The 21,646-nt window shown below is 35.0% G+C and carries 19 protein-coding genes, 2 tRNA genes, 1 other RNA gene and 4 pseudogenes; 8 read left to right on the top strand and 18 right to left on the bottom strand.

What is annotated here, in order from left to right:
- Positions 1 to 26: 26 nt before the first annotated feature.
- Entirely contained in the window at positions 27 to 410 is a 384-nt protein-coding gene (locus tag RRF69_RS09785) for an START-like domain-containing protein (RefSeq protein WP_316939606.1), read from the bottom strand.
- A gap of 113 nt (positions 411 to 523) precedes the next feature.
- Here RRF69_RS09785 and RRF69_RS09780 point away from each other — a divergent pair.
- Together RRF69_RS09780 and RRF69_RS09775 are read left to right on the top strand one after the other, a co-directional pair.
- Positions 524 to 597 (top strand) — tRNA-Met (locus tag RRF69_RS09780).
- Positions 598 to 1,009: 412 nt separating this feature from the next.
- Positions 1,010 to 1,082, top strand: a tRNA-Gly gene (locus RRF69_RS09775).
- 129 nt (positions 1,083 to 1,211) lie between these two features.
- Here RRF69_RS09775 and RRF69_RS09770 read toward each other — a convergent pair.
- Positions 1,212 to 1,857: pseudogene (locus RRF69_RS09770) on the bottom strand (rhomboid family intramembrane serine protease).
- A gap of 96 nt (positions 1,858 to 1,953) precedes the next feature.
- Here RRF69_RS09770 and RRF69_RS09765 point away from each other — a divergent pair.
- Both RRF69_RS09765 and RRF69_RS09760 read left to right on the top strand, forming a co-directional pair.
- A complete protein-coding gene (locus tag RRF69_RS09765; protein WP_316939605.1) occupies positions 1,954 to 2,520 on the top strand; it encodes a hypothetical protein in 567 nt (188 codons plus the stop codon).
- Positions 2,521 to 2,603: 83 nt separating this feature from the next.
- Positions 2,604 to 2,843 (top strand): hypothetical protein, encoded by a 240-nt coding sequence (locus RRF69_RS09760; RefSeq protein WP_316939604.1) that lies wholly within the window; start codon positions 2,604 to 2,606, stop codon positions 2,841 to 2,843.
- Positions 2,844 to 2,846: 3 nt separating this feature from the next.
- On the opposite strand, the pseudogene RRF69_RS09755 reads toward RRF69_RS09760, so the two are convergent.
- From RRF69_RS09755 to ffs, 16 genes and pseudogenes are all read right to left on the bottom strand, one after another.
- Positions 2,847 to 4,312: pseudogene (locus tag RRF69_RS09755) on the bottom strand (aminotransferase class V-fold PLP-dependent enzyme).
- A gap of 7 nt (positions 4,313 to 4,319) precedes the next feature.
- Positions 4,320 to 5,168: a hypothetical protein gene (locus tag RRF69_RS09750; protein WP_316939602.1), complete on the bottom strand. Its 849-nt coding sequence runs from the start codon at positions 5,166 to 5,168 to the stop codon at positions 4,320 to 4,322.
- A gap of 14 nt (positions 5,169 to 5,182) precedes the next feature.
- Positions 5,183 to 6,573, bottom strand: a pseudogene (glmM, locus tag RRF69_RS09745) (phosphoglucosamine mutase).
- A gap of 170 nt (positions 6,574 to 6,743) precedes the next feature.
- Positions 6,744 to 7,697: a signal recognition particle-docking protein FtsY gene (gene ftsY / locus RRF69_RS09740; protein WP_316939601.1), complete on the bottom strand. Its 954-nt coding sequence runs from the start codon at positions 7,695 to 7,697 to the stop codon at positions 6,744 to 6,746.
- 195 nt (positions 7,698 to 7,892) lie between these two features.
- Positions 7,893 to 8,045 carry a DUF4295 domain-containing protein gene (locus tag RRF69_RS09735; RefSeq protein ID WP_316939600.1) on the bottom strand — a complete coding sequence of 51 codons (153 nt, stop codon included), beginning with the start codon at positions 8,043 to 8,045 and terminating at the stop codon, positions 7,893 to 7,895.
- Positions 8,046 to 8,053: 8 nt separating this feature from the next.
- Positions 8,054 to 8,236 (bottom strand): 50S ribosomal protein L33, encoded by a 183-nt coding sequence (gene rpmG / locus RRF69_RS09730; protein WP_316939599.1) that lies wholly within the window; start codon positions 8,234 to 8,236, stop codon positions 8,054 to 8,056.
- A 26-nt stretch (positions 8,237 to 8,262) separates the two neighbouring features.
- Positions 8,263 to 8,502, bottom strand: a complete 240-nt coding sequence (gene rpmB, locus RRF69_RS09725) for a 50S ribosomal protein L28 (RefSeq protein ID WP_316939598.1) — start codon at positions 8,500 to 8,502, stop codon at positions 8,263 to 8,265.
- Positions 8,503 to 8,584: 82 nt separating this feature from the next.
- Positions 8,585 to 9,832 (bottom strand): annotated as a pseudogene (locus RRF69_RS09720) (competence/damage-inducible protein A).
- A 43-nt stretch (positions 9,833 to 9,875) separates the two neighbouring features.
- A complete protein-coding gene (locus tag RRF69_RS09715; RefSeq protein ID WP_316939597.1) occupies positions 9,876 to 10,484 on the bottom strand; it encodes a fumarylacetoacetate hydrolase family protein in 609 nt (202 codons plus the stop codon).
- Between the two features lie 190 nt (positions 10,485 to 10,674).
- On the bottom strand, positions 10,675 to 11,454 hold the full coding sequence (gene purU, locus RRF69_RS09710) for a formyltetrahydrofolate deformylase (RefSeq protein ID WP_316939596.1): 780 nt from the start codon (positions 11,452 to 11,454) through the stop codon (positions 10,675 to 10,677).
- A gap of 36 nt (positions 11,455 to 11,490) precedes the next feature.
- Positions 11,491 to 12,330, bottom strand: a complete 840-nt coding sequence (locus RRF69_RS09705) for a 1,4-dihydroxy-2-naphthoyl-CoA synthase (RefSeq protein WP_316939595.1) — start codon at positions 12,328 to 12,330, stop codon at positions 11,491 to 11,493.
- A 3-nt stretch (positions 12,331 to 12,333) separates the two neighbouring features.
- The gene (locus tag RRF69_RS09700; RefSeq protein WP_316939594.1) at positions 12,334 to 12,756 is read right to left on the bottom strand and encodes a DNA-binding protein; all 423 of its coding nucleotides are present in this window, start codon (positions 12,754 to 12,756) and stop codon (positions 12,334 to 12,336) included.
- Positions 12,756 to 14,423 carry a 2-succinyl-5-enolpyruvyl-6-hydroxy-3-cyclohexene-1-carboxylic-acid synthase gene (gene menD, locus RRF69_RS09695; protein WP_316939593.1) on the bottom strand — a complete coding sequence of 556 codons (1,668 nt, stop codon included), beginning with the start codon at positions 14,421 to 14,423 and terminating at the stop codon, positions 12,756 to 12,758. The genes RRF69_RS09700 and menD overlap by 1 nt, the downstream gene beginning before the upstream one ends.
- A gap of 90 nt (positions 14,424 to 14,513) precedes the next feature.
- On the bottom strand, positions 14,514 to 15,167 hold the full coding sequence (gene fsa, locus RRF69_RS09690; RefSeq protein WP_316939592.1) for a fructose-6-phosphate aldolase: 654 nt from the start codon (positions 15,165 to 15,167) through the stop codon (positions 14,514 to 14,516).
- Between the two features lie 116 nt (positions 15,168 to 15,283).
- Positions 15,284 to 16,087 (bottom strand): SDR family oxidoreductase, encoded by an 804-nt coding sequence (locus tag RRF69_RS09685; protein WP_316939591.1) that lies wholly within the window; start codon positions 16,085 to 16,087, stop codon positions 15,284 to 15,286.
- A 163-nt stretch (positions 16,088 to 16,250) separates the two neighbouring features.
- An RNA gene (gene ffs / locus RRF69_RS09680) (signal recognition particle sRNA small type) lies at positions 16,251 to 16,349 on the bottom strand.
- A 158-nt stretch (positions 16,350 to 16,507) separates the two neighbouring features.
- On the opposite strand from ffs, the gene RRF69_RS09675 reads away from it, so the two are divergent.
- From RRF69_RS09675 to RRF69_RS09660, 4 genes are all read left to right on the top strand, one after another.
- Positions 16,508 to 17,041, top strand: a complete 534-nt coding sequence (locus tag RRF69_RS09675; protein WP_316939590.1) for a DUF4199 domain-containing protein — start codon at positions 16,508 to 16,510, stop codon at positions 17,039 to 17,041.
- Positions 17,042 to 17,102: 61 nt separating this feature from the next.
- Positions 17,103 to 18,059 (top strand): glycosyltransferase family 2 protein, encoded by a 957-nt coding sequence (locus RRF69_RS09670; protein WP_316939589.1) that lies wholly within the window; start codon positions 17,103 to 17,105, stop codon positions 18,057 to 18,059.
- Positions 18,060 to 18,088: 29 nt separating this feature from the next.
- Positions 18,089 to 19,804, top strand: coding sequence for a phospho-sugar mutase (locus RRF69_RS09665; protein WP_316939588.1), 1,716 nt, complete (start codon positions 18,089 to 18,091; stop codon positions 19,802 to 19,804).
- The gene (locus tag RRF69_RS09660; RefSeq protein ID WP_316939587.1) at positions 19,804 to 21,633 is read left to right on the top strand and encodes an ABC transporter ATP-binding protein; all 1,830 of its coding nucleotides are present in this window, start codon (positions 19,804 to 19,806) and stop codon (positions 21,631 to 21,633) included. The genes RRF69_RS09665 and RRF69_RS09660 overlap by 1 nt, the downstream gene beginning before the upstream one ends.
- Positions 21,634 to 21,646: the final 13 nt, after the last annotated feature.

The following is a 21,646-nucleotide window of genomic DNA, read 5'->3' as shown; positions in this document are numbered from 1 at the left end:
GAGTTTCAGATTCTTTCCTTTGGAGATTAGGCTCCGATGGTATGTTTAAGTTCGTCAATTTGATTTTCCCACAGTTGCTTTGATTCTTCAACTTCATCTTCATCATCAGCAAAATCTGTAATGATTAGTGAAACATCTTTGGTAAGTGCATCTACCTGAATTTTAATCTCAAAATAACTATCATCATCCTCACTTTCCAACCACTTGAATCGGATTCGATCATCTGCTTTTTTGGTAATCAATTCTGCTTTTTCTTCAACATCTTCCCAAAAGAAACTAAAAATCTTACCCCGAGAGTTCACCTTGTCTGCAAACCATTCTTGCAAATTTGAGGGTGAAGAAATATATTGATACAACATTCTTGGAGAAGCATGTATAGGAATCTCAATTTCGTATTTTATTTTTTCCATTGCTTTTTTATTGAGCTCACAATATAGTTATTTATTCTATTTTAAAAAAATTTTAAAACCAGCTCTTGCTAGTCTGTAAAATTCGATTATATTTGCAGCCTCAAAGAATAAATGGCGAGGTAGCTCAGTTGGTTAGAGCGCAGGATTCATAACCCTGAGGTCACGGGTTCAAATCCCGTTTTCGCTACAAAAAAAAAGCAGTTACATCGTTTATGTAACTGCTTTTTTATTTTTTTGACAACTACTATTCTTGTTCTTTTCTACGCTAATAACTCCCATTTTTCTTATAGGAAACAATTTTGAGCGATAAAAACTTGATTTATAGCTCAAAATATCATCAAATTCGATAGTAGAAAATTTAAACAGTCCTAATTAGGGGGAGCTTACAATTCTCACTCCCAAATACATGCAAGTAATAGGTAGTGAGGCAGTTGAGATCTCGTTAGGAAGAAACCGTGAATTTCAAGTCAATAAAGGCACTCTTATTGGTGCATTTCACTTTTAAAATATACTGTAAGAGAGAACAAAATATTCATAAATTTTCACAAAAAAAGATTGTTTAAGTTAAAAATGATTCTATCTTTGTGGCTCTTTACCACGCGAAAGTAGCTCAGTTGGTAGAGCGTCAGCCTTCCAAGCTGAATGTCGCCGGTTCGAACCCGGTCTTTCGCTCTAAAGACTCCATTGCACAATGGAGTTTTTTTTTGCTCTAAACTCTATTTATTTTAGAAAACCCAGCGGAGTAATTCATCTTGAATAACTTCACTCAAATTCCTCGTTCAAAAAGTTTGGATTGGTGTATTACAGCTCTTTTAAGCGATCCCCAAAAAGCAGCAATAAAACGATTGGAACTGCCAACAAACCAACCACAAATGTATGGGTTGAAAATAGCTCCGGTTTTACTAAAAGCGTGAGTGCAAAACCGCCCATTGCTCCTCCTAAATGTGCAGAATGACCAATATTTCCCACTTGCTTTTTCATTCCATAAATAGAATACAACAAATACCCAATCCCAAAAATATAGCCTTAGTATCGGAATCGGAACAAAAAAGAGATACAGTTCCATTTCTGGGTATAATAAAATAGAAGCATAAACGATTCCTGTAACAGCACCCGAGGCCCCCACTGCACTATAATAGGGTTCGTTTTTATGATGTTGTAAAGCGTATAAACTTCCAGTAATCAAACTTCCAAAATAGATGAGTAAAAAATAAGGAGTCCCCAACATACTGCTAACGATTCTTCCAAACAAATAGAGGGCATACATATTGAAGCCAAGATGTGTCCAATCAACATGAAGAAATCCTGAGGTAAGCGTTCTTAATTTTTCTCCAGCAAGCACTTTATTTACCTGAAATTTATAGGTATTTAAAAACGAAGGATCATGAAACCCCTTCATAGAGGCAATTACATTCGCAATAATGATACATAAAACGGCTTGATTCATATTTTTGTAGCTTTTCACAAACATACTAAAATGAACTTAGGAAAACGATTCCATTATTAATTTTAATACGATATTTGCAAAATAAAAAGAATATCCATGCAGTTTCTTCTATTTGCAATTTCATACCCACTTATTTGGATGTTGTCTAGAACACCAATGCGACTTTTATATCTTCTATCAGACGTTTTATACTTTCTAATTTATCATGTTTTTAGATATCGAAAACAAGTTGTTTTAGAAAACTTGCAATTGGCGTTCCCAGATAAAACGCAAAAAGAAAGAACAGCAATTTCAAAAAAGTTCTTTTCGCATTTTACTGATTTATTTGTAGAGAGTATCAAAGCTTTTTCTATTAGCGAAAAAGAAATCCGAAAACGATATGCCTACAAAAATCCAGAATTGGTTAACTTATATTTCAAGAAACAACGAAGTGTGGCTTTGGTAGGTGCACATCAAGCCAATTGGGAATGGTCTATAAGTTTGCCTTTGGTACTAAACAACCCTATCTACGGTGCCTACACAAAACTTAGTAATCCCTATTTTGAAAAATGGGTTCGTGCCTCCAGAGAAAAGTTTGGCTGTATTGGATACAAAACTTCTGAGATGGTGAAAGGAATGCATGAACGGTTTTCTGGAAATGACCAGGAGCTTATCTCTTATTAAGTGACCAATCTCCTCAAGTACACAAAACGTATTACTGGAGAGATTTTTTTCAAATAAAAGTTCCTGTACATACAGGTGCAGAAATGCTCTCAAAGAAATTTGACTTGGTAGTGATCAATTATGTAACAAGAAAAATTAAACGAGGGTATTATGAGACTGAATTTCAATTGATCACAGATACCCCAACGAAATTTAACAATTACGAAATTACCGACCAATACATCGCATTAACGGAACAAAATATTATGCAGCAGCCCGAACTCTATTTGTGGTCTCACAAGCGTTTTAAACACAGAAACAAGGTACCTGCAAAATTTCAATAAAGATTACAAAGAGAACCAATCGTCAATTAGGTCCGTTTCAACTGGTGGAACAGAAATATGAACGAAATCATTTTTTTGGATGTCATAACGATACTCTTTTGACCAATCCTCGATATGGACTGCCAATAATTGTAATGAATTGCAAATAAAATCAACTTCTTCGTTGGAAATAGTAGGATGAAGAGACATCCGAATCCAACCTGGTTTATGAGAAGAACAGCCTTCCAAAATTTCTCCTTTAATTCTATGAGAGGCTTCTTGATCAACATTCAACAAAAAGTGACCATAGGTTCCTGCACAAGAGCAACCGCCTCGAGTTTGCATTCCAAAACGATCGTTTAACAACTTTACAACTAAATTAAAGTGGTATTTTTCAAAATAAAAGGAAAAAATACTCAACCGTTTTTTTTGATTGGGTGCTAAAATTTTAACCCCAGGAGATTCTCTAAGGTCTTGAAAATAATTTCATTAATTTCGTCTTCACGATTTTGAATCTTATCGGTGCCCATTTGATCCTTTAATTGAATCGAAAGCGCTACCCGAATCGTTTGAAGAAACGCTGGAGTTCCCCCATCTTCTCGGGTTTCAACATCATCAAAATAATCATGTTGTCCCCACGGATTGGTATAACTCACAGTTCCTCCTCCAGGATTATCTGGAACCGCATTTTTATATAACCTTTTATTAAAAATCAAAACACCAGAACTTCCAGGTCCTCCCAAAAATTTATGTGGCGAAAAAAAAATTGCATCCAAAGAGGCATCGGGAGCTGCTGGATGCATGTCGATCCTTACATAAGGTGCAGAACAAGCAAAATCGACAAAACACAACCCATTGTACTGGTGAAGTAATTTTGCCACTTTATGATATTCCGTTTTAATACCTGTTACATTTGAACAAGCAGTGATCGAAGCTATTTTAATTTTTCGGTGTTGGTATTTTAGAATCGCTTTTTCAAAATTTTTCAAGCAAAGTAAACCCTCCTCATTAGAAGGAATTACTTCGACATCTGCTATTGTTTCTAACCAAGAAGTTTGATTGGAATGATGCTCCATATGAGAGACAAAAACAATCGGTTTCAAGTCTTCGGGAATTGTAGTATAGGGTTTTAAGCCTTCAGAAACTTTTAGCCCTAAAATTCGCTGAAATTTATTGACAACCCCTGTCATCCCAGAACCCGAAGTAATCAGGACATCATCATCATTGGCATTTACATGATTTTTAATTATTTTTCGTGCTTCCCGATACGCGAGTGTCATTGCAGCTCCAGAAGTCGAAGTTTCTGTATGCGTATTTGCAACAAAAGGACCGAATTGATGTGTAATTTTAGACTCAATTGGACCATACAATCTTCCACTAGCAGTCCAATCTGTATATCTCATTTTTTTCAACCCATAAGGGGTTTGAAAGGTCTGATCAATACCGATGATCTGTTCTCTAAATTGATTAAAATATTGCTCTAGCTTCATTTTCTTACTAGAAAATTCCAAATTTCCCTCCGATTAAAATGTTGTTTTGAAAAAAATAAAAATGTTGAGATGCCGAATCTAAAGAACTTAATGAGGTTTTGATATCGGACATATTGATGTATCCAATTTTATAATCAGCCTGAATATAAAAATGCTTTAAAAAAGTAATATTCAATCCTGCTCCAGCAGAAATTCCCCATCCAGATAAATGAAAATTATCATGCCTTTCTTTCCCTAACAATGTGGTGTCTGTTCTTGGATACAATATCCCTGCACCAAATCCTTCAGTAAGATTGATTTGTAAATTTTCTAAATCCAAACCCAAGTAATGATCAATATTGTCAAACCGTTTGAGTTCTAAATTTACATAATTCAACCCATCAGTGTGTTCAAATTGTAAAAAATCCTCAGATAATTGAATTTCTTGATTCGTATAGCTACCGTCATAGATCGGGTTTTGAGTATTGATCTCTCCGTTAATTTGAACCTTTTGATCAGCAATCATGACATATTTCATGTGATCTACCCCCACAGAAATGGTATAATGCTCTTTGAAGAAATACCCAATTCTGTAATTGGTTTGTGGGATGGTAATATTTGCGGGATTGAAATAATCATTCACAGAAAATGCTGTTTGTCGGTCTTCCGCACGGACATCCGACAATATAAAGTCATAATCTGCCCCTTGGAATCGGATATCTGAATTGGAATAATTTGCCCAATTCCAACCCCAATACACAAAGAATTTTCCTTTATTGACCACTGTGTGAGCCTTTGGAACATCTCCTATTTCTTGTCCTAGTAAAGTTGAAAAGCTAAAAAGGAGTCCCCACAAAATTCCAGTATGTATGTTCATAATTTATTATTAAATTATTTTATAATCTCCTTAATTTCGTTGATAAATCGTACTGCTAAATTATCTGCAGCTTCTTGTGAGGTTGCTTCTGTATAGATTCTAATAATTGGCTCTGTATTTGACTTTCTCAGATGAATCCATTCATCTGCAAAATCAATTTTCACACCATCGATGGTATTTACTTCTTCCTCTTTATATAGATGGGTCATGGTTTCTAAAATTTGATCAACGTCTATTAATGGCGTTAATTGAATTTTATTCTTACTCATAAAATAACTTGGATACGAATCTCTTAGTGTTTTACATGATATTTTTTGATGCGCCAAATGCGATAAAAACAAGGCAACTCCTACCAAAGAATCTCTCCCATAATGCGAAGCTGGATAGATGATTCCACCATTTCCTTCTCCACCAATTACCGTATTGGTTTCCTTCATTTTCAGCACTACATTCACTTCTCCAACAGCACTTGCAGTATAGCTACCCCCATGCTTTTCGGTGACATCTCTTAAGGCTCTTGAAGAAGACAAATTGGAAACGGTATTTCCGCCACCCAAACGCCCTAAAACGTAGTCTGCACAAGCAATAAGGTATATTCTTCACCAAACATAGAACCGTCCTCACAAACTAATGCCAATCGATCTACATCGGGATCCACCACAATTCCAAAATCTGCCTTTTCTTCTACGACCAAATTAGAAATATCGGTCAAATGCTCTTTTAATGGCTCAGGATTGTGTGGAAACTCTCCATTAGGTGTACAGTACAATTCTATACAAGTAACATTGAGTTCTTTTAACAATGCAGGAATAAAGATTCCTCCAGTAGAATTTACGCCATCGACCACTACTGTAAAGTTTGCCTTTTGAATGGCGGCTACATCCACCAAGTCTAATTTTAAAACTTCCTGTATGTGTTTTTCTAAATAGGAACTGTCTTTGGTATAGCTTCCTAAATCATCAACTTCTGCAAAAGAAAAGGCTTCACTTTCTGCCAATTCTAATATTTTTTCTCCTTCGGCGCCATTTAAAAATTCTCCTTTTTCGTTGAGTAATTTCAGAGCATTCCATTGTTTTGGATTGTGAGAAGCAGTGAGGATAATTCCACCGTCTGCCTTTTCTAAAGGAACAGCGACCTCAACAGTTGGTGTTGTAGACAGGCCTAGGTCAATGACATCTATCCCCAACCCCACTAAGGTATTGGCGACTAAACTCGAGATCATTTTTCCAGAGATACGAGCATCTCTTCCAATAACTACTTTTATTTGTTGTTTTGTTGCGTTTCGTTTCTTAATGAAGGCTCCGTATGCTGCTGCAAACTTTACTGCATCTATTGGAGTTAAGTTATCACCTGTATTCCCTCCAATTGTACCTCGAATACCAGAGATTGATTTTATTAATGCCATTTTCTTTTTTTTTAACTGTTACAAAGATAAATCATTCCCTTTTACTTCTTAAAAATTCCCCTAAAATAGTTTTCAATTAGGTTATTTAGTATGAATGATAAATATATGATAAAAAAAATACTCCTTTTACAAAGAAGTAAAAGGAGTATTAAAACACGCTATTTTCAACTTTAATTAAAAAAGGAGTCGACAAATTCGTGCTTATTAAAGACTTGTAAGTCATCGATTCCTTCTCCGACTCCAATATATTTTACAGGTATTTGAAATTGATCTGAAATTCCAATGACAACTCCCCCTTTTGCGGTTCCGTCTAATTTTGTTACAGCCAAAGAAGTTACCTCAGTGGCTTTTGTAAATTGTTTTGCTTGTTCAAAGGCATTCTGTCCAGTAGACCCATCCAATACCAATAACACTTCGTGAGGTGCATCTACAACCACCTTTTGCATAACTCGCTTGATCTTTGTCAATTCGTTCATTAAATTGACTTTGTTATGCAAGCGCCCTGCCGTATCAATAATGACCACATCTGCATTTTGAGTGACTGCGGAGGTCAAGGTATCAAATGCTACCGATGCTGGATCTGAACCCATTTCTTGACGAACAATTGGAACACCTGTTCTGTCTGCCCAAATCTGTAATTGATCAATGGCTGCCGCTCTAAAGGTATCTGCTGCTCCCAAGACAACTTTGAACCCTTGTTTTTTAAACTGACTTGCCAATTTACCAATTGTAGTTGTCTTTCCAACGCCATTAACACCCACAACCATAATAACATGGGGTTTTTGGTTTGTAGGAATAGTAAACTCAGTTTCGTCTCCCAAATTAGTTTCGGATAATAAACCTGCAATTTCTTCGTGTAGGATTTGATTTAAGGCCTCTGTACCCAAGTATTTATCTTTGGCAACTCGCTCTTCTATCCTATTAATAATCTTTAAGGTAGTAGCAACACCAACATCTGATGCGACTAAAATTTCTTCCAAATTATCTAAAACATCATCGTCGACTTTCGATTTCCCAACAACAGCTTTGGAAAGCTTTGTGAAAAAACTTGTTTTGGTTTTTTCTAAGCCCTTGTCTAAGGTTTCTTTTTTTTCTTTTGAAAATATGTTTTTTAAAAAACTCATGGTTTGTATGTATGCTATTTCTTGTGCTCTAAAAAAAATTCCAATGCAATCCTACCCTTCTTATTAGTAACATCTTTGAATAAAAATTTAATTGAAACTCCTTTTCTTAAAAAGGAAGAACTGAGATGTAAAGATATAAAAAAAAGCTACTCTCTAAATTAGAAGGTAGCTTTGTATAATATGTATGGAAGATAATTACTTTTTAGCTAAAAAGCTATCTACCTTTGAAGGGTCTAGGATTGTTTCTACAAACATGTAGGCTCCTGTTTTTGGAGATCTCACCATTTTTATAGCCTTACTTAATCTTTTTGATCCTGTCTGTAACGATGCTACTGATTTCTTTGCCATGTTCCTTCTTATTTAATTTCTTTATGAATTGTCATTTTCTTTAAGATAGAATTGAATTTTTTAATTTCCATTCTATCAGGAGAATTTTTCTTATTCTTAGTAGTAATATATCTTGAAGTTCCTAGTAAACCAGTTGCTTTGTGTTCTGTACACTCTAATATTACTTGAACTCTGTTTCCTTTTTTTGCCATCTCTGTATATTTTTATTGAGGGAAGATTACTTCGTTAAAAATCCGTTCGCTTTCGCGTCCTTAATAACTGCAGAAATACCTTTTCTATTAATGTTTTTTAACGCAGAGGCAGATATTTTAAGTTTTACCCACTTATCTTCTTCTGGTATATAAAAACGCTTGGTCATAAGATTAGCGTTAAATTTTCTTTTGGTTCTATTCAAAGCATGAGAAACATTGTTCCCAACCATCGCTTTTTTTCCTGTTAATTCACAAACTTTTGACATTCTTCTGGATCGTTTTTATTGTATTATCTCTAAACGAGGTGCAAATTTACATATTTTTTTAAGTTCAAACAAAACTATTTCGCTAATTTTTTTGAATTTCTTTCGCGAATAATTCAAGGGCTTTATTCACTGTTCTTTTTAAAACTTTTTCTCTAGGTTGCCCAAAGTTGAACTCATGCGCTATAACTTCGTCTTTTGAAGCAATTGATATATATACCAATCCCACACTTTTATCGTTGTGATCTGTTGTAGGGCCAGCATTTCCTGTAACTGCAATGGCGTAATCTGTCTTCAATTTCAATCGTGCCTGTATTGCCATTTGGATGGCCACTTCACTACTAACTACGGTATATTTGTCAATTAGCTCCTTGGAAATTCCAAGAAGTTCTTCCTTTAACGCAGCGGTATACACAACCAAACTGCCTTTAAAATAAGCTGAAGCACCTGGAACTTCCACCAAAGTTGCAGCAATTCTTCCTCCTGTGAGACTTTCTGCGGTACAAACCGTTTGATTTCTCTCGGTTAGCAAATCACCTACTTTTTTCTCAATCGTACCCGACTCGTCGACACCAGAAATGATATCTGGTAGCAATTGATACAATTGTTGAATCAAATTCGTTAAAGTGGTCTCTAAAAGCTCTTTTTGATCTCCTTTCGCTGTCAAGCGCAATCGAACACGTCCGTAATTTGGCAAATAGGCCAATTTGATAAAAGAAGGTAAATTGTCTTCAAAATCAGCAATCCGTTCTGCAATTATACTTTCTCCTTGTCCATAAGTCATAATGGTTTTATGAATAATGAAAGGCAAGTTAAATTCCTTTCGAATTTTAGGCAGCACTTTTGTTCGCATCAAATGTTTCATTTCGTTTGGAACTCCATAAGCATCGAAATAAAAACAGTGTTATTTTCATTGAACCACATTCCTATATGCTGTACCCACTTCATTCTTTAAATAAGTAGCTTTGGTAGGGAGCATTCCTTGTAAACGATTCGACTCCCCAAAAGGAATGTTATAGGTTTCAAACAATTGCTTAATATGGTTTACAACAGATTCATTTAAGGCCAAATGATCATTAAAATACGCTGCGATAGTGTGTTTGGTGATATCATCTTTAGTAGGCCCCAATCCACCTGTAATCAAAACAATATCAACTCGTTCCTGTGCCTCTTGTAAGGCATTTAGAATATGTTGCTTGTCATCTTGTATTGAGGAAATTTGGTAAACAGAAACTCCAATTTTATTCAATTCTGTCCCAATCCATTGTGAGTTGGTATCTACTATTTGACCAATTAAAATTTCGTCTCCTATGGTAATAATTTCAGCTTTCATGTTGTATGGGTTACTAATTGGCACCTTTATTAAGAAGGCTTTTCTATTTCACTCGAATTCGAAAAGCTTCCTTCCCTGCGATTATTCCTACTAAAACATCGTTTTCTGAAACTTTCCCTACACCTGCAGGAGTACCTGTGAAAATAATATCTCCTTTTTTCAGCGTAAAATATTGGGACACATAAGATATCAGTTCGTCTATTTTCCAAAGCATTTGATTGGTATTTCCATCCTGAACCAATGTCTCATTCAAAGTTAATTGAAAATTTAAAGCTGTAAGATCGAATTGCGTTTTCGGAAAAAATTCTCCAACAACGGCACTGCCATCAAACGCTTTTGCTTTTTCCCAAGGCAAACCTTTTGTTTTGCATTCTTCTTGAACATCTCTGGCTGTGAAATCAATTCCCAAACCAATTTCATCATAATATTTATGGGCAAACTTTTCAGAAATATGCTTTCCAACTTTATTGATTTTGACCAAAACCTCAACTTCATAATGAATATCATTTGAAAACGGAGGAATAAAAAAGGGATTTTTCTTAGGTAGAATCGCAGAATCTGGCTTTAAAAAGACAACAGGATTTTCCGGTCTTTCATTTGCCAATTCTTCAATGTGTTTTGCGTAGTTGCGCCCAATGCAAATTATTTTCAAAATAGTTCTTCAATTTATCAATGATGTGTTACAAATCATTTAAAAAGGATTCAAATGCACATCGCAATTCGTAATTTCCTGTTGGTCCCATGGCATTCGAACTACTCTCCCGCTTCTGGAAAAACAATAGCTCTATTTCCTGAAACAATAATTTGGTTTTGTAAATGACAATTAACAGCTCTCGACAAGACTAAGGTTTCAATATCTGCACCAATTTTTTTAGGGTTTTTGGAGTACTATCATGGGTTACAGTTTCCACGTTTTGCACAATGATAGGTCCTTCATCCAAATCTTCAGTTGCATAATGTGCGGTAGCTCCGATCAGCTTCACCCCTCTTTCATAAGCTTTTTTATAAGGGTCTGCTCCTTGAAAAGCTGGTAAAAATGAATGGTGAATATTGATAATTTTTTCTGGATATCGATTGATAAACTCAGAAGATAAAATTTGCATGTATCGAGCCATAATGACCAAGTCGATCTCATGAGCATCAAGCAACGCGATGATTTGAGCTTCTTGCTCAGATTTTGTGTCTTTGGTAATGGGTAAATAATGATAGGGAACCCCAAACATTTCTGCTATGGGTCTTAATTTGTTATGGTTGCTTATCACCATTTCAATTTCACAATCTAAATTCCCTTCTTTTTGACGCTCTAACAAATTGTATAAATTATGACTTGTGTGCGATACCATAATGGCAACCTTTTGTTTGACCCCTCCAAAATTAACAGACCAATCAAACTGCAAAGGAACTGCAATTTCTAAAAAACTGTGTTCCAATTCTTTTTTGGTAAGACTAGCTCCCTCTGCATCAAGTCGAATTCTCATGAAATACATTTTTTCTATGGAATTTACATATTGCTGACAGCTAATAATGTTAAATCCTTTTTCGAAAAAGAAATTCGTGATTTTTGCGACCAATCCTTTTTGATCTGGGCATTTTATTAAAAAAGTAACGATTTGTGATTTCATTGTAATGAATTGAAATTATGAGTTAGAAAAACGAACCTATGGAATCCATTTTTTAGGAAAATTAGGCTTTCTTTTTTCTAAAAAAGCATCTCTCCCTTCTTTTGCTTCATCCGTCATGTATGCCAAACGAGTTGCTTCGCCTGCAAATACTTGCTGCCCGACCATTCCGTCATCAGTTAAATTCATTGCAAATTTCAACATTTTTATCGAGGTTGGAGATTTCTCTAAAATCTCTTGTGCCCACTGAAAAGCCGTATCTTCAAGTTCTTCATGTGGAATTACCGCATTGACCATTCCCATCTCATAGGCTTCTTGTGCAGAATAGTTTCTTCCTAAAAAGAAGATTTCTCTTGCTCTTTTTTGTCCGACCATTTTTGCCAAATAGGCAGAACCATAGCCTCCATCGAAAGAGGTTACATCTGCATCTGTTTGCTTAAAAATTGCATGCTCTTTTGAAGCTAGGGTTAAATCGCACACCACATGCAAGCTATGTCCGCCTCCTACCGCCCATCCTGGAACAACAGCAATGACAGCTTTAGGCATAAAACGAATCAATCTTTGAACTTCTAATATGTTTAATCGGTGATACCCATCATCTCCTACATAGCCTTGATGTCCTCGTGCTTTTTGATCGCCCCCAGAGCAAAAAGAATACACTCCGTCCTTGGCACTTGGTCCTTCAGCAGAAAGCAATACCACTCCGATGTTGACATCTTCGCCTGCATCGTAAAATGCATCATACAATTCTTTGGTCGTTTTGGGACGAAAAGCATTCCGAACATCGGGTCTGTTGAATGCAATTCTTGCTACTCCATTCGATTTGGTATAGGTAATGTCTTCGTAAACTTTAGCTGTTTTCCAATCGGCTTTTATCATAATTTAGGCTTTAATTAACTCTATTCTATCCGATTTAATCGTGATCTGTTTTTGCTTGTATAAGTTTCCAACGGCTTTCTTAAACGATTTTTTACTCATTTTTAAATGGAATTTAATCGATTCTGGCGAACTTTTATCGGTCAATAATAAAAAGCCTTCTCTACTTTCTTTTAATTTATGGAGTATTTTATCTACATCAGAGTCAATCACATTTCGAAATCCCTGAGGACGTAATGAAACATCTATTTTACCGTCATCTCTAATGGTTTTTATATAGCCGGTCACTTCCATATTTTCTTCCAATTCTTGAAAAACTTCGTTTCGGTATAACAATCCGTCAAATTCTTCATTGATTAAAACCGTATAGCCCAGGGCCGTTTCTGTCTCAATAATGAGCTGCACTTTATCTCCTTCTTGTAACTCCATTACTTTATATATTTAAAATATTCTTTTAAAACTAAATCATTTTTTGCACTTGGCGTAAAAATTTCTAAAATTTTTGGCTTTTCTGACGAATCATAAAACCCATTCAATTCTTTTTCTACTTGGGCTGTTGATGCTGCAACCTGATATTCAAAACCATGCATTGCACACAAATGTTTTGCTGTGAGACAATGAGGTGTTTCAAAATATTCAATCGTATTTGTTGTGGAAGGCCCTGGAATAATTTTAAAAATTCCTCCTCCAGAATTGTTGATCAAAATCAATCTGAAATTGATAGGGATTTGACGATTCCACAATGCATTGCTATCATAAAAAAAACTAAGATCTCCTGTAACAAAAACTGTCTGTTTCTTACTCGCAAATGCGGCACCAATAGCTGTACTGGTACTACCGTCTATTCCACTTGTCCCTCGATTGCAAAAGACTTCTATCGATTGAGGAATCGAGAATAACTGTGCATAACGAATCATAGAGCTATTGCTAATTTGCAATTGTGAATTCTGAGGAACACTCTGTAAAACTTGGTGAAAGACTTTAAAATCTGAATGCTCAATATCTGCCAAATACTCTTGATGTTTGCGTCGCTTATGATCTCGAAATTTCAACCAATGTTGTTGATAATTTCCATTTCCTTTATGAACTACCTGATTGAAGGCAGTAAAAAAAGCAATTGGAGAAATCTGAAGAAATTCTGTCAAACAAAAAAATGTATTTGTGGCTTTTTGTACATCAATGCTCCAATGATGTTTGGGTGGATAAGTGCGTAAAAATTGTTTGATTTTCTTGGAAACAATCATTCCTCCAAAAGTGATCAAAACTTCTGGCTGTAATTCTTTGAATTCCTTTTCATCTAACGAAAAAATCAATTGATCTATAGATTCCACTACATTTGCATGATGTAAATTAGAAGTCGTCTCGGTCATAATTAATACCGACGGATCATCCGCATAAAAATGCATTAGTGAGTTGATTTCTGCTTCAGGAAAATGTACTCCTACTAGGATGAGTTTCTTTTTGGCAGTATTCCAAATACCTGCAAGTTCAGTAGAAATTGATAATTCCGAAAAACCAGCTATGGAAGACTTTGAAGTCGCAATAGGAAAATGAAATTCGTTAAAAGTACTTACCGTTTCATACAGGGGCTCATCAAAAGGTACATTGATATGCACAGGGCCTAGTTGACTTGTTGCTGTCTGTAATGCATCGACTAAGAATTGTGCATTTTGAATGTTAAACGTTTCTCCCTCAATTAAGTTGGCAGCAAACAAAATGTGATTCTCGAACACATTTTCCTGACGAATTGTTTGTCCATCACCGATATCAATCAAATGTTTAGGTCGATCTGCTGAGAGAACTACTAAGGGAATTGAACTGTAAAAAGCTTCAGCTATAGCAGGATAATAATTGAGTAAAGCCGACCCAGAAGTACATAAAATAGCAACTGGTTTTTGGGTTTGCTGGGCAATTCCTAGCGCAAAAAAAGCAGCACTACGCTCATCTACAAGACTAATGGTTTTAAAATCTTTATGATTGGTAAAACCGACTGTTAGTGGGGCACTACGTGAACCTGGAGAAATCACTACTGTATCAATATTAAATTGAATACAGGCGGCTATCACCATTTGTGCTAATTCTTTTTTGGGATACATTGCTGATGTTCAAAAGTAAAAAGTTGAAAAGAAAAAGTTTGAACAGTGGCTACTATAAAAACCTTTGCTTTTCAACCAAATACCTATTTACTAGTTTCCTTTTTTATAATCCGCTAAAAATTTAGCCAAACCAATATCAGTTAAAGGATGATTCAATAAGCCTTCTATCGCGCTTAAAGGTCCTGTCATTACATCCGAACCTAACTTTGCACAATCGATGATGTGCATAGTATGACGCACAGAAGCTGCTAAAATTTGCGTTTCAAATCCGTAGTTGTCATAGATCAAACGAATTTCAGAAATTAGATTCAAACCATCTGTAGAAATATCATCCAAACGGCCTATAAATGGAGAAACATAGGTAGCACCGGCTTTTGCTGCCAATAAGGCTTGACCTACAGAAAACACCAAAGTAACATTTGTTTTAATTCCTTTAGAAGAAAAATACTTACACGCTTTGATTCCGTCTTTAATCATTGGTAATTTTACCACAATCTGCGGGTTTAAAGCAGCCAAGGCTTCTCCTTCCTTGACCATTCCATCAAAATCTGTAGCGATCACTTCAGCAGAAACATCGCCCTCTACCAACTCACAAATTGCTTTGTAATGATTGATGATGTTGGCTTGTCCTGTAATTCCTTCTTTAGCCATCAAAGACGGGTTCGTAGTTACTCCATCTAAAATACCAAGAGCCTGTGCTTCTTGTATCTGATCTAAATTTGCTGTGTCAATAAAAAATTTCATTTGTATCTATTTAGTGGTGACTTTTTTATTCATAATGAAACAAAGATACTAAGAAGCCCTTTATTTACTGAACGGAATAAAAAGTATTTTCTATCATTTATAAACAATTCCCCTTTTTATATTTTGTAATGGTTCCTTAGCAATTTTTCAAAGAGGTAATCGGGTAAAATCCTTTTTAAAACGATCGAAAATTTCTCCATGAATCCTCCAACTTTATAATGGATTTTAGGATTTTTTTTATGAATAATTTGGTGAACTTTTTTAGCTATTCGAGAGGGATCTATTCCTGTAGTTACATCTGCATTTATCAAGTCTAAATTTGCTTCATACACTTCTTTGTATGCTGAGTCCTCAAAGACTGGAGTGTGATACCTACCCGCAACAATATTGGTTGCAACGTCTCCGGGAGCTATATTTACGACATCAATCCCAAAGCTTTTTATCTCCATCCTGATTGCTTCAGTAATGATTTCCAATGCTGCTTTTGTGGCACAATACACCCCTCGAAATGGTAAGCCCATATAACCTGCAATCGAAGTAATATTAATTATCGTGCCTGACTTTTGTGCTCGCATTTGAGGTAAAACAGCCTTCATCATATCGATTGCTCCAAAAAAATTGGTATCAAAAGCTCTTCGCATTTCAAAATTAGGAGTCTCTTCTAAAGATCCTGTAATTCCCATTCCTGCATTGTTCACCAATACATCGATTCTACCCTCTTTGTCCAGAATAAAACGAATCGTATGTTCAATGGTTTCAGTGTCAAGTACATCTAAAGCAATCATTTCAAAAGGAGAAGAGGTCAAAGTACTTGGATTTCGGCTAGTACCATACACCTTACATCCTTCAGCATTTAGAAGAGTCGCGATTGCCTTCCCAATTCCTGAGGATGCTCCAGTAACGATGACGACTTTGGACATGAATATCTTTTAGATTGAATTAAAAAAATAAAAACCTTAACGAATTCAGAAAAAGATGGATTGTAACTTCTGATTCAAGTACAAATATGAAAAAAAATAGCTGAAGTGTTCTTATAAAGATGAAAGAAATCAACACTTTAGACAGGAAACTTTAGGGCATAAAAAATGGCAAGCTATCTACATCACACTGCTACAACCTAATACCTTTGCTGCGTTCCCGCCCTGGAGGATTCAAAGGGAGCTAGTTGTGTAGGACTTGCTAGGCAAATTTACAATCTATTTTTATTTATACCGTTAAAAAAATGTCAAAATTTTTGTAACATTTCTAATAGTTTGACTACTAATCAATTGTTTTTGATTGTTTTTTAAAAACGACAAAAAGGAATTCAATATATTTGTAACCACTTAAATTTAAAAACTATGAATCCACTTATCAAAGCAAAAGGAATAAATTTTGGAATTATTTATGGACTTTTTTTAATTTCTCTTACACTATACGCTTATGTAGTTGACATTAACTTTTTTACAAACTACTGGTTTATTGTATTGCTATTGATTGGTTTTTTTGTAAACGGATTTTGGGTCATTGGAAGTTTGAAAAAAGAACAGCAAGGGTATATGACTTTTAAAGAAGGTTTTACTGTTTTCTTTATTTCAAACGCTTTGGCACTTTTACTTTCAACCTTGCTGACCATCTTAATTTTTATCGTTGTAGATCCTGAACTTCAGGAAACCGTAAAAGAATTGACAATAATAAAAACGACGGAAACCATGGAGAATTTCAATGTTCCAATGGAACAGATCGATGAAGCAATTGAAAAAATAAAAGCACAAGATAACTTCTCAATAACAGCGCAAATAAAAGGATACTTCTCAACTTTGGCAATCTCTTCCATAGTAGGATTATTGCTCGCATTGATCTTAAAGAAAAAGAAAGAAGAAGAAAGTTATTAAATTACCGAATGTAAACGACAAACTTTGTAAGTTTACAATATCAATCCAGTAACAACATAATATGGATATATCGGTAGTTATACCTCTTTTAAACGAAGATGAATCTTTACAAGAATTACACGATTGGATTGCAAAAGTCATGCAATCCAATCAATATGCATATGAAATCATTTTTATAGATGATGGTAGTGAGGATACTTCATGGGGAGTGATTCAAAAACTGTCTCAAGTTAATTCTGCCGTAAAAGGAATCCGTTTTCAAAAAAATTACGGAAAATCTCAAGCTTTGGATGCAGGTTTTGAATTGGCACAAGGTGCTGTGGTAATCACTATGGATGCAGACCTACAAGACAATCCCGATGAGATTCCAGAATTGTATGATCTGATCATTAAAGAAAATTTTGACCTTATTTCGGGATGGAAAAAGAAACGCTATGACAATATCATTACAAAAAACATTCCTTCAAAATTATTCAACGCAGCTGCCAGAAAAACTTCGGGACTAAAACTACACGACTTTAATTGTGGATTAAAAGCTTACAAAAAAGAAGTTATCAAAACAGTACAAGTCCGTGGAGAAATGCACCGATACATTCCTGTTTTAGCTAAAAATGAAGGGTTTACAAAAATTGGTGAAAAAATTGTAAGTCATCAAGCCAGAAAATATGGCGTTACCAAATTCGGAATCGATCGTTTTATCAATGGATTTCTCGATTTAATCACGATTTCATTTTTATCAAAATTCGGAAAAAGACCCATGCACTTTTTTGGCCTTTGGGGAACTTTTATGTTTTTCTTTGGTACCACTTCCGCACTATATATTGGAGCAGTCAAATTGTATAAACTCTACCACGGATATCCTACTATTTTGGTAACTGAAAATCCTTGGTTTTTTATCGCCTTGACATCAATGATTTTAGGAACATTATTGTTTTTAGCAGGTTTTATTGGTGAATTGATAATTAAATCTAAGGACAACGTAAAACACTACTCAATAAAAGAAAAACTCAATTTCTAATACTTATATTTGCAGCTTAAATTATTAAAATGAGTGATATTTTAGACAAAGCGAAGCAGTGGCTTTCTTCAACTTTTGATACCGAAACACAAAAAGAAATTCAGCAACTGATTGACACCAACTCTCCTGAATTGGAAGACAGGTTCTATAAAGACACAGAATTTGGAACCGGAGGAATGAGAGGTGTTATGGGTGCTGGGACCAACAGAATTAACAAATACACATTAGGAAGAGCTACTCAAGGCCTTTCTAATTACCTTATTCAGAACATTCAAAAAGAAGAACTAAAAGTAGTAATTGCCTACGATTGCAGACACAACAGCAAGAAATTTGCCAAAATTGTAGCCGATGTTTTTACGGCAAACAATATCAAAGTTTTTTTGTTTGAAGATTTACGATCAACACCAGAGCTCTCTTTTGCTGTTCGTTATTTAGACTGTGATGCAGGAATCGTATTAACAGCCTCTCACAACCCACCAGAATACAACGGATACAAAGTATATTGGTCAGATGGTGGTCAAATCGTACCTCCACATGACAACGGAATTATCAAAACTGTCAATAGCCTTCATTTTTCTGACATCAACTTTACTGGAAATGATGCACTTATCGAAGAAATTGGAGCAGAAGTCGATGCTGCATTTATTGATGGTGCTGTAAAAAACGGAAGTCTCTCAGAAACTATTGACCGAAAGAACTTGAAAATTGTATTTACCTCGTTGCATGGAACCTCGATTGTTTCAATTCCAGATGCTTTGGAAAAAGCAGGGTATACGGATGTACATATCGTTGAAGAACAAAGAAAACCGGATGGAAATTTCCCAACGGTAAAGTCACCAAATCCTGAAGAACCTGAAGCTTTAAAAATGGCAACAGATTTGGCCAATAAAATTGGGGCAGATATCGTGATTGGTACAGATCCCGATTGTGATCGATTGGGGGTTGCTGTTAGGGATCTTCAAGGAAACATGAAATTGATGAATGGAAATCAAACCATGGTAGTCATGACTCAGTTCTTATTAAAGAAATGGAAAGAAGAAGGAAAAATTAATGGAAACCAATTTATTGGCTCCACTATTGTTTCCACTGAATTGGTTAATAAAATTGCTAGCAATTACGGTGTCGAAACTAAAATTGGGTTGACTGGTTTTAAATGGATTGCCAAAATGATTCAAGATTTCAAAACGATGGACTTTATTGGCGGTGGTGAAGAAAGTTTTGGATATATGGTAGGCGATTTTGTAAGAGACAAAGATGCAGTAACCGCTACCCTTTTGGCTTGCGAAGTTGCAGCTTATGCAAAACAAAACAACAGTTCATTTTATCAAGAATTATTGGAAATTTATGTAGCAAACAATTGCTACAAAGAGCATTTAATTTCTATTGTCAAAAAAGGAATGGATGGTGCTGCTCAAATTCAACAAATATTAAGTGAGATGCGAAACAATCCATTGACAATGATTGATGGAGAAAGAATCATAACACTTTCGGATTATAATTCTTCCATAGAAAAAAATCTGATAACTGGAAAAGAAACAAATATTGACTTGCCAAAATCGAATGTATTGATTTATCAAACAGAAAATGGAACAAGAATTGCAGCAAGACCCAGTGGAACAGAACCTAAAATAAAATTTTATATTAGTGTAAACACTCCTTTAGACACAACAGCAAATGCTGAAAAAACAGAAGTCGCTTTGGATGCTAAAATTCAAAGAATTATCAAAGAAATGAAACTCAATTAATGAGCTATTTTAAAGACATCTTAAAATACGAAAAGCGATATCGAAAGTATACGGTATTCAACGTTGTGTTTAATATTTTATATGCCTTTTTCAATGTGCTCTCTGTTTTGGCTTTTATTCCTGTTTTAGGGATTTTATTTGGCACTGAAAATAAAGTGACCCAAAAACCTACCTATGAAGGAATTACAAAAATAGGAACCTATTTTAAAGATTCCTTTTATCATTTTATTTCTGATAAAATTGAAACTCAGGGAACTATCAAAACCCTGTTATTTATTTGTTTGTTGGCCTTGTCCCTATTTTTTTTAAAAAACTTATTTCGCTATTTGGCATCCTTTGTCATAACTTTTTTAAGAACTGGAATTGTAAGAGATTTACGAAATGAATTGTACCATCAAATCGTTACTTTACCCATTGCGTATTTTTCAGAAAAAAGAAAAGGAGATCTTATAGCACGAATGACAGCAGATGTACAAGAAGTCGAGGTATCGATTCTTACATCTATCGAAACCATTGTTCGAGAACCACTAACAGTGATAATCGCAATTGGAATCATGCTTTTTATGAGTGTAAAACTGACCTTATTTGTATTTGTTTTACTCCCTGTTTCTGGTTTTATCATTTCATCCATTAGTAAAAAATTAAAAGCAAAATCTGAAAAAGCACAAAAAGAAACGGGAAATTTTCTATCCTTTATTGAAGAAACTCTAACAGGCTTACGAATTATAAAAGGCTTCAATGCTGAAAACGTTATTGAATCTAAATTCAATGCTTCTACAAAAGAGTTTAAAAATTTAATGACCAGTGTTTTTCATCGACAAACCTTAGCCTCTCCAATGAGTGAATTTTTGGGCTCTGCTACTATTATTGCTATTTTATGGTATGGAGGATCAGAAGTTTTATCCAACACTAGTAGTTTACAACCTGATGAATTTTTTGGGTACATCGTGCTATTTTATACCGTTTTAAATCCTATTAAATTAATTACAACCGCTTATTATAATATCCAGAAAGGTGAAGCCTCCGCAGAGCGAATTATAGAAGTATTGAATACTAAAAACGATATTCAAGAAAAAGAAAATGCGACTCTCATTACTAGCTTTAACTCTGAAATTGAATTTCAAAATATTTCTTTCAAATACAAAAAAACCGAAGTTTTAAAAGATTTCTCACTGACCATTAAAAAAGGGGAAATGGTTGCTCTGGTTGGGCAGTCTGGGAGTGGAAAATCAACACTCGCCAACTTAATTACACGTTTTTACGATGTTCACAAAGGAGCAATTTTAATTGATGGTCACAACATCAAAGACGTGACAAAAAAATCCTTACGAGACTTAATGGGTATAGTGTCACAAGAATCAATATTATTCAACGACAGTATTGCAAACAACATTAAACTAGGAGATCAAAATGCCACAAATCAAGACGTCTTAGAAGCTTCAGAAATTGCCAATGCCAACGAATTCATTCAACAACTACCTCAAAAATTTGACACTAATATTGGGGATAGCGGAAACACCCTTTCGGGAGGTCAAAAACAACGCTTGTCGATCGCAAGAGCTGTTTTGAAGAATCCTCCAATCATGATTTTAGATGAAGCAACTTCTGCTCTTGATACCGAATCGGAGCAATTGGTGCAAATTGCTTTGGAGCAAATGATGCAAAACAGAACCTCTTTAGTGATTGCCCACCGTTTATCGACCATCCAAAAAGCAGATAAAATAGTTGTTCTCAAAAAAGGAAAAATTGTAGAACAAGGAAAACACGATGAATTACTAGCTCAAAAAGGTGAATATTATAAGTTAGTCACTATGCAAAGTTTGAGTTAAAATCGAAACTTCA

This window comes from Polaribacter sp. HL-MS24 (genome assembly GCF_032758595.1).
Lineage (GTDB): Bacteria > Bacteroidota > Bacteroidia > Flavobacteriales > Flavobacteriaceae > Polaribacter.
The sequence above is the reverse complement of the archived record's forward strand: the minus strand, read 5'-3'. Positions and strand labels throughout refer to the sequence as shown.

Coding starts and splice junctions, on each gene's coding strand:
- RRF69_RS09785 (WP_316939606.1), bottom strand. CDS start 410: ATGGAAAAAATAAAATACGAAATTGAGATTCCTATACATGCTTCTCCA.
- RRF69_RS09765 (WP_316939605.1), top strand. CDS start 1,954: ATGCAGTTTCTTCTATTTGCAATTTCATACCCACTTATTTGGATGTTG.
- RRF69_RS09760 (WP_316939604.1), top strand. CDS start 2,604: ATGCTCTCAAAGAAATTTGACTTGGTAGTGATCAATTATGTAACAAGA.
- RRF69_RS09750 (WP_316939602.1), bottom strand. CDS start 5,168: ATGAACATACATACTGGAATTTTGTGGGGACTCCTTTTTAGCTTTTCA.
- ftsY (WP_316939601.1), bottom strand. CDS start 7,697: ATGAGTTTTTTAAAAAACATATTTTCAAAAGAAAAAAAAGAAACCTTA.
- RRF69_RS09735 (WP_316939600.1), bottom strand. CDS start 8,045: ATGGCAAAGAAATCAGTAGCATCGTTACAGACAGGATCAAAAAGATTA.
- rpmG (WP_316939599.1), bottom strand. CDS start 8,236: ATGGCAAAAAAAGGAAACAGAGTTCAAGTAATATTAGAGTGTACAGAA.
- rpmB (WP_316939598.1), bottom strand. CDS start 8,502: ATGTCAAAAGTTTGTGAATTAACAGGAAAAAAAGCGATGGTTGGGAAC.
- purU (WP_316939596.1), bottom strand. CDS start 11,454: ATGAAATCACAAATCGTTACTTTTTTAATAAAATGCCCAGATCAAAAA.
- RRF69_RS09705 (WP_316939595.1), bottom strand. CDS start 12,330: ATGATAAAAGCCGATTGGAAAACAGCTAAAGTTTACGAAGACATTACC.
- RRF69_RS09700 (WP_316939594.1), bottom strand. CDS start 12,756: ATGGAGTTACAAGAAGGAGATAAAGTGCAGCTCATTATTGAGACAGAA.
- menD (WP_316939593.1), bottom strand. CDS start 14,423: ATGTATCCCAAAAAAGAATTAGCACAAATGGTGATAGCCGCCTGTATT.
- fsa (WP_316939592.1), bottom strand. CDS start 15,167: ATGAAATTTTTTATTGACACAGCAAATTTAGATCAGATACAAGAAGCA.
- RRF69_RS09685 (WP_316939591.1), bottom strand. CDS start 16,087: ATGTCCAAAGTCGTCATCGTTACTGGAGCATCCTCAGGAATTGGGAAG.
- RRF69_RS09675 (WP_316939590.1), top strand. CDS start 16,508: ATGAATCCACTTATCAAAGCAAAAGGAATAAATTTTGGAATTATTTAT.
- RRF69_RS09670 (WP_316939589.1), top strand. CDS start 17,103: ATGGATATATCGGTAGTTATACCTCTTTTAAACGAAGATGAATCTTTA.
- RRF69_RS09665 (WP_316939588.1), top strand. CDS start 18,089: ATGAGTGATATTTTAGACAAAGCGAAGCAGTGGCTTTCTTCAACTTTT.
- RRF69_RS09660 (WP_316939587.1), top strand. CDS start 19,804: ATGAGCTATTTTAAAGACATCTTAAAATACGAAAAGCGATATCGAAAG.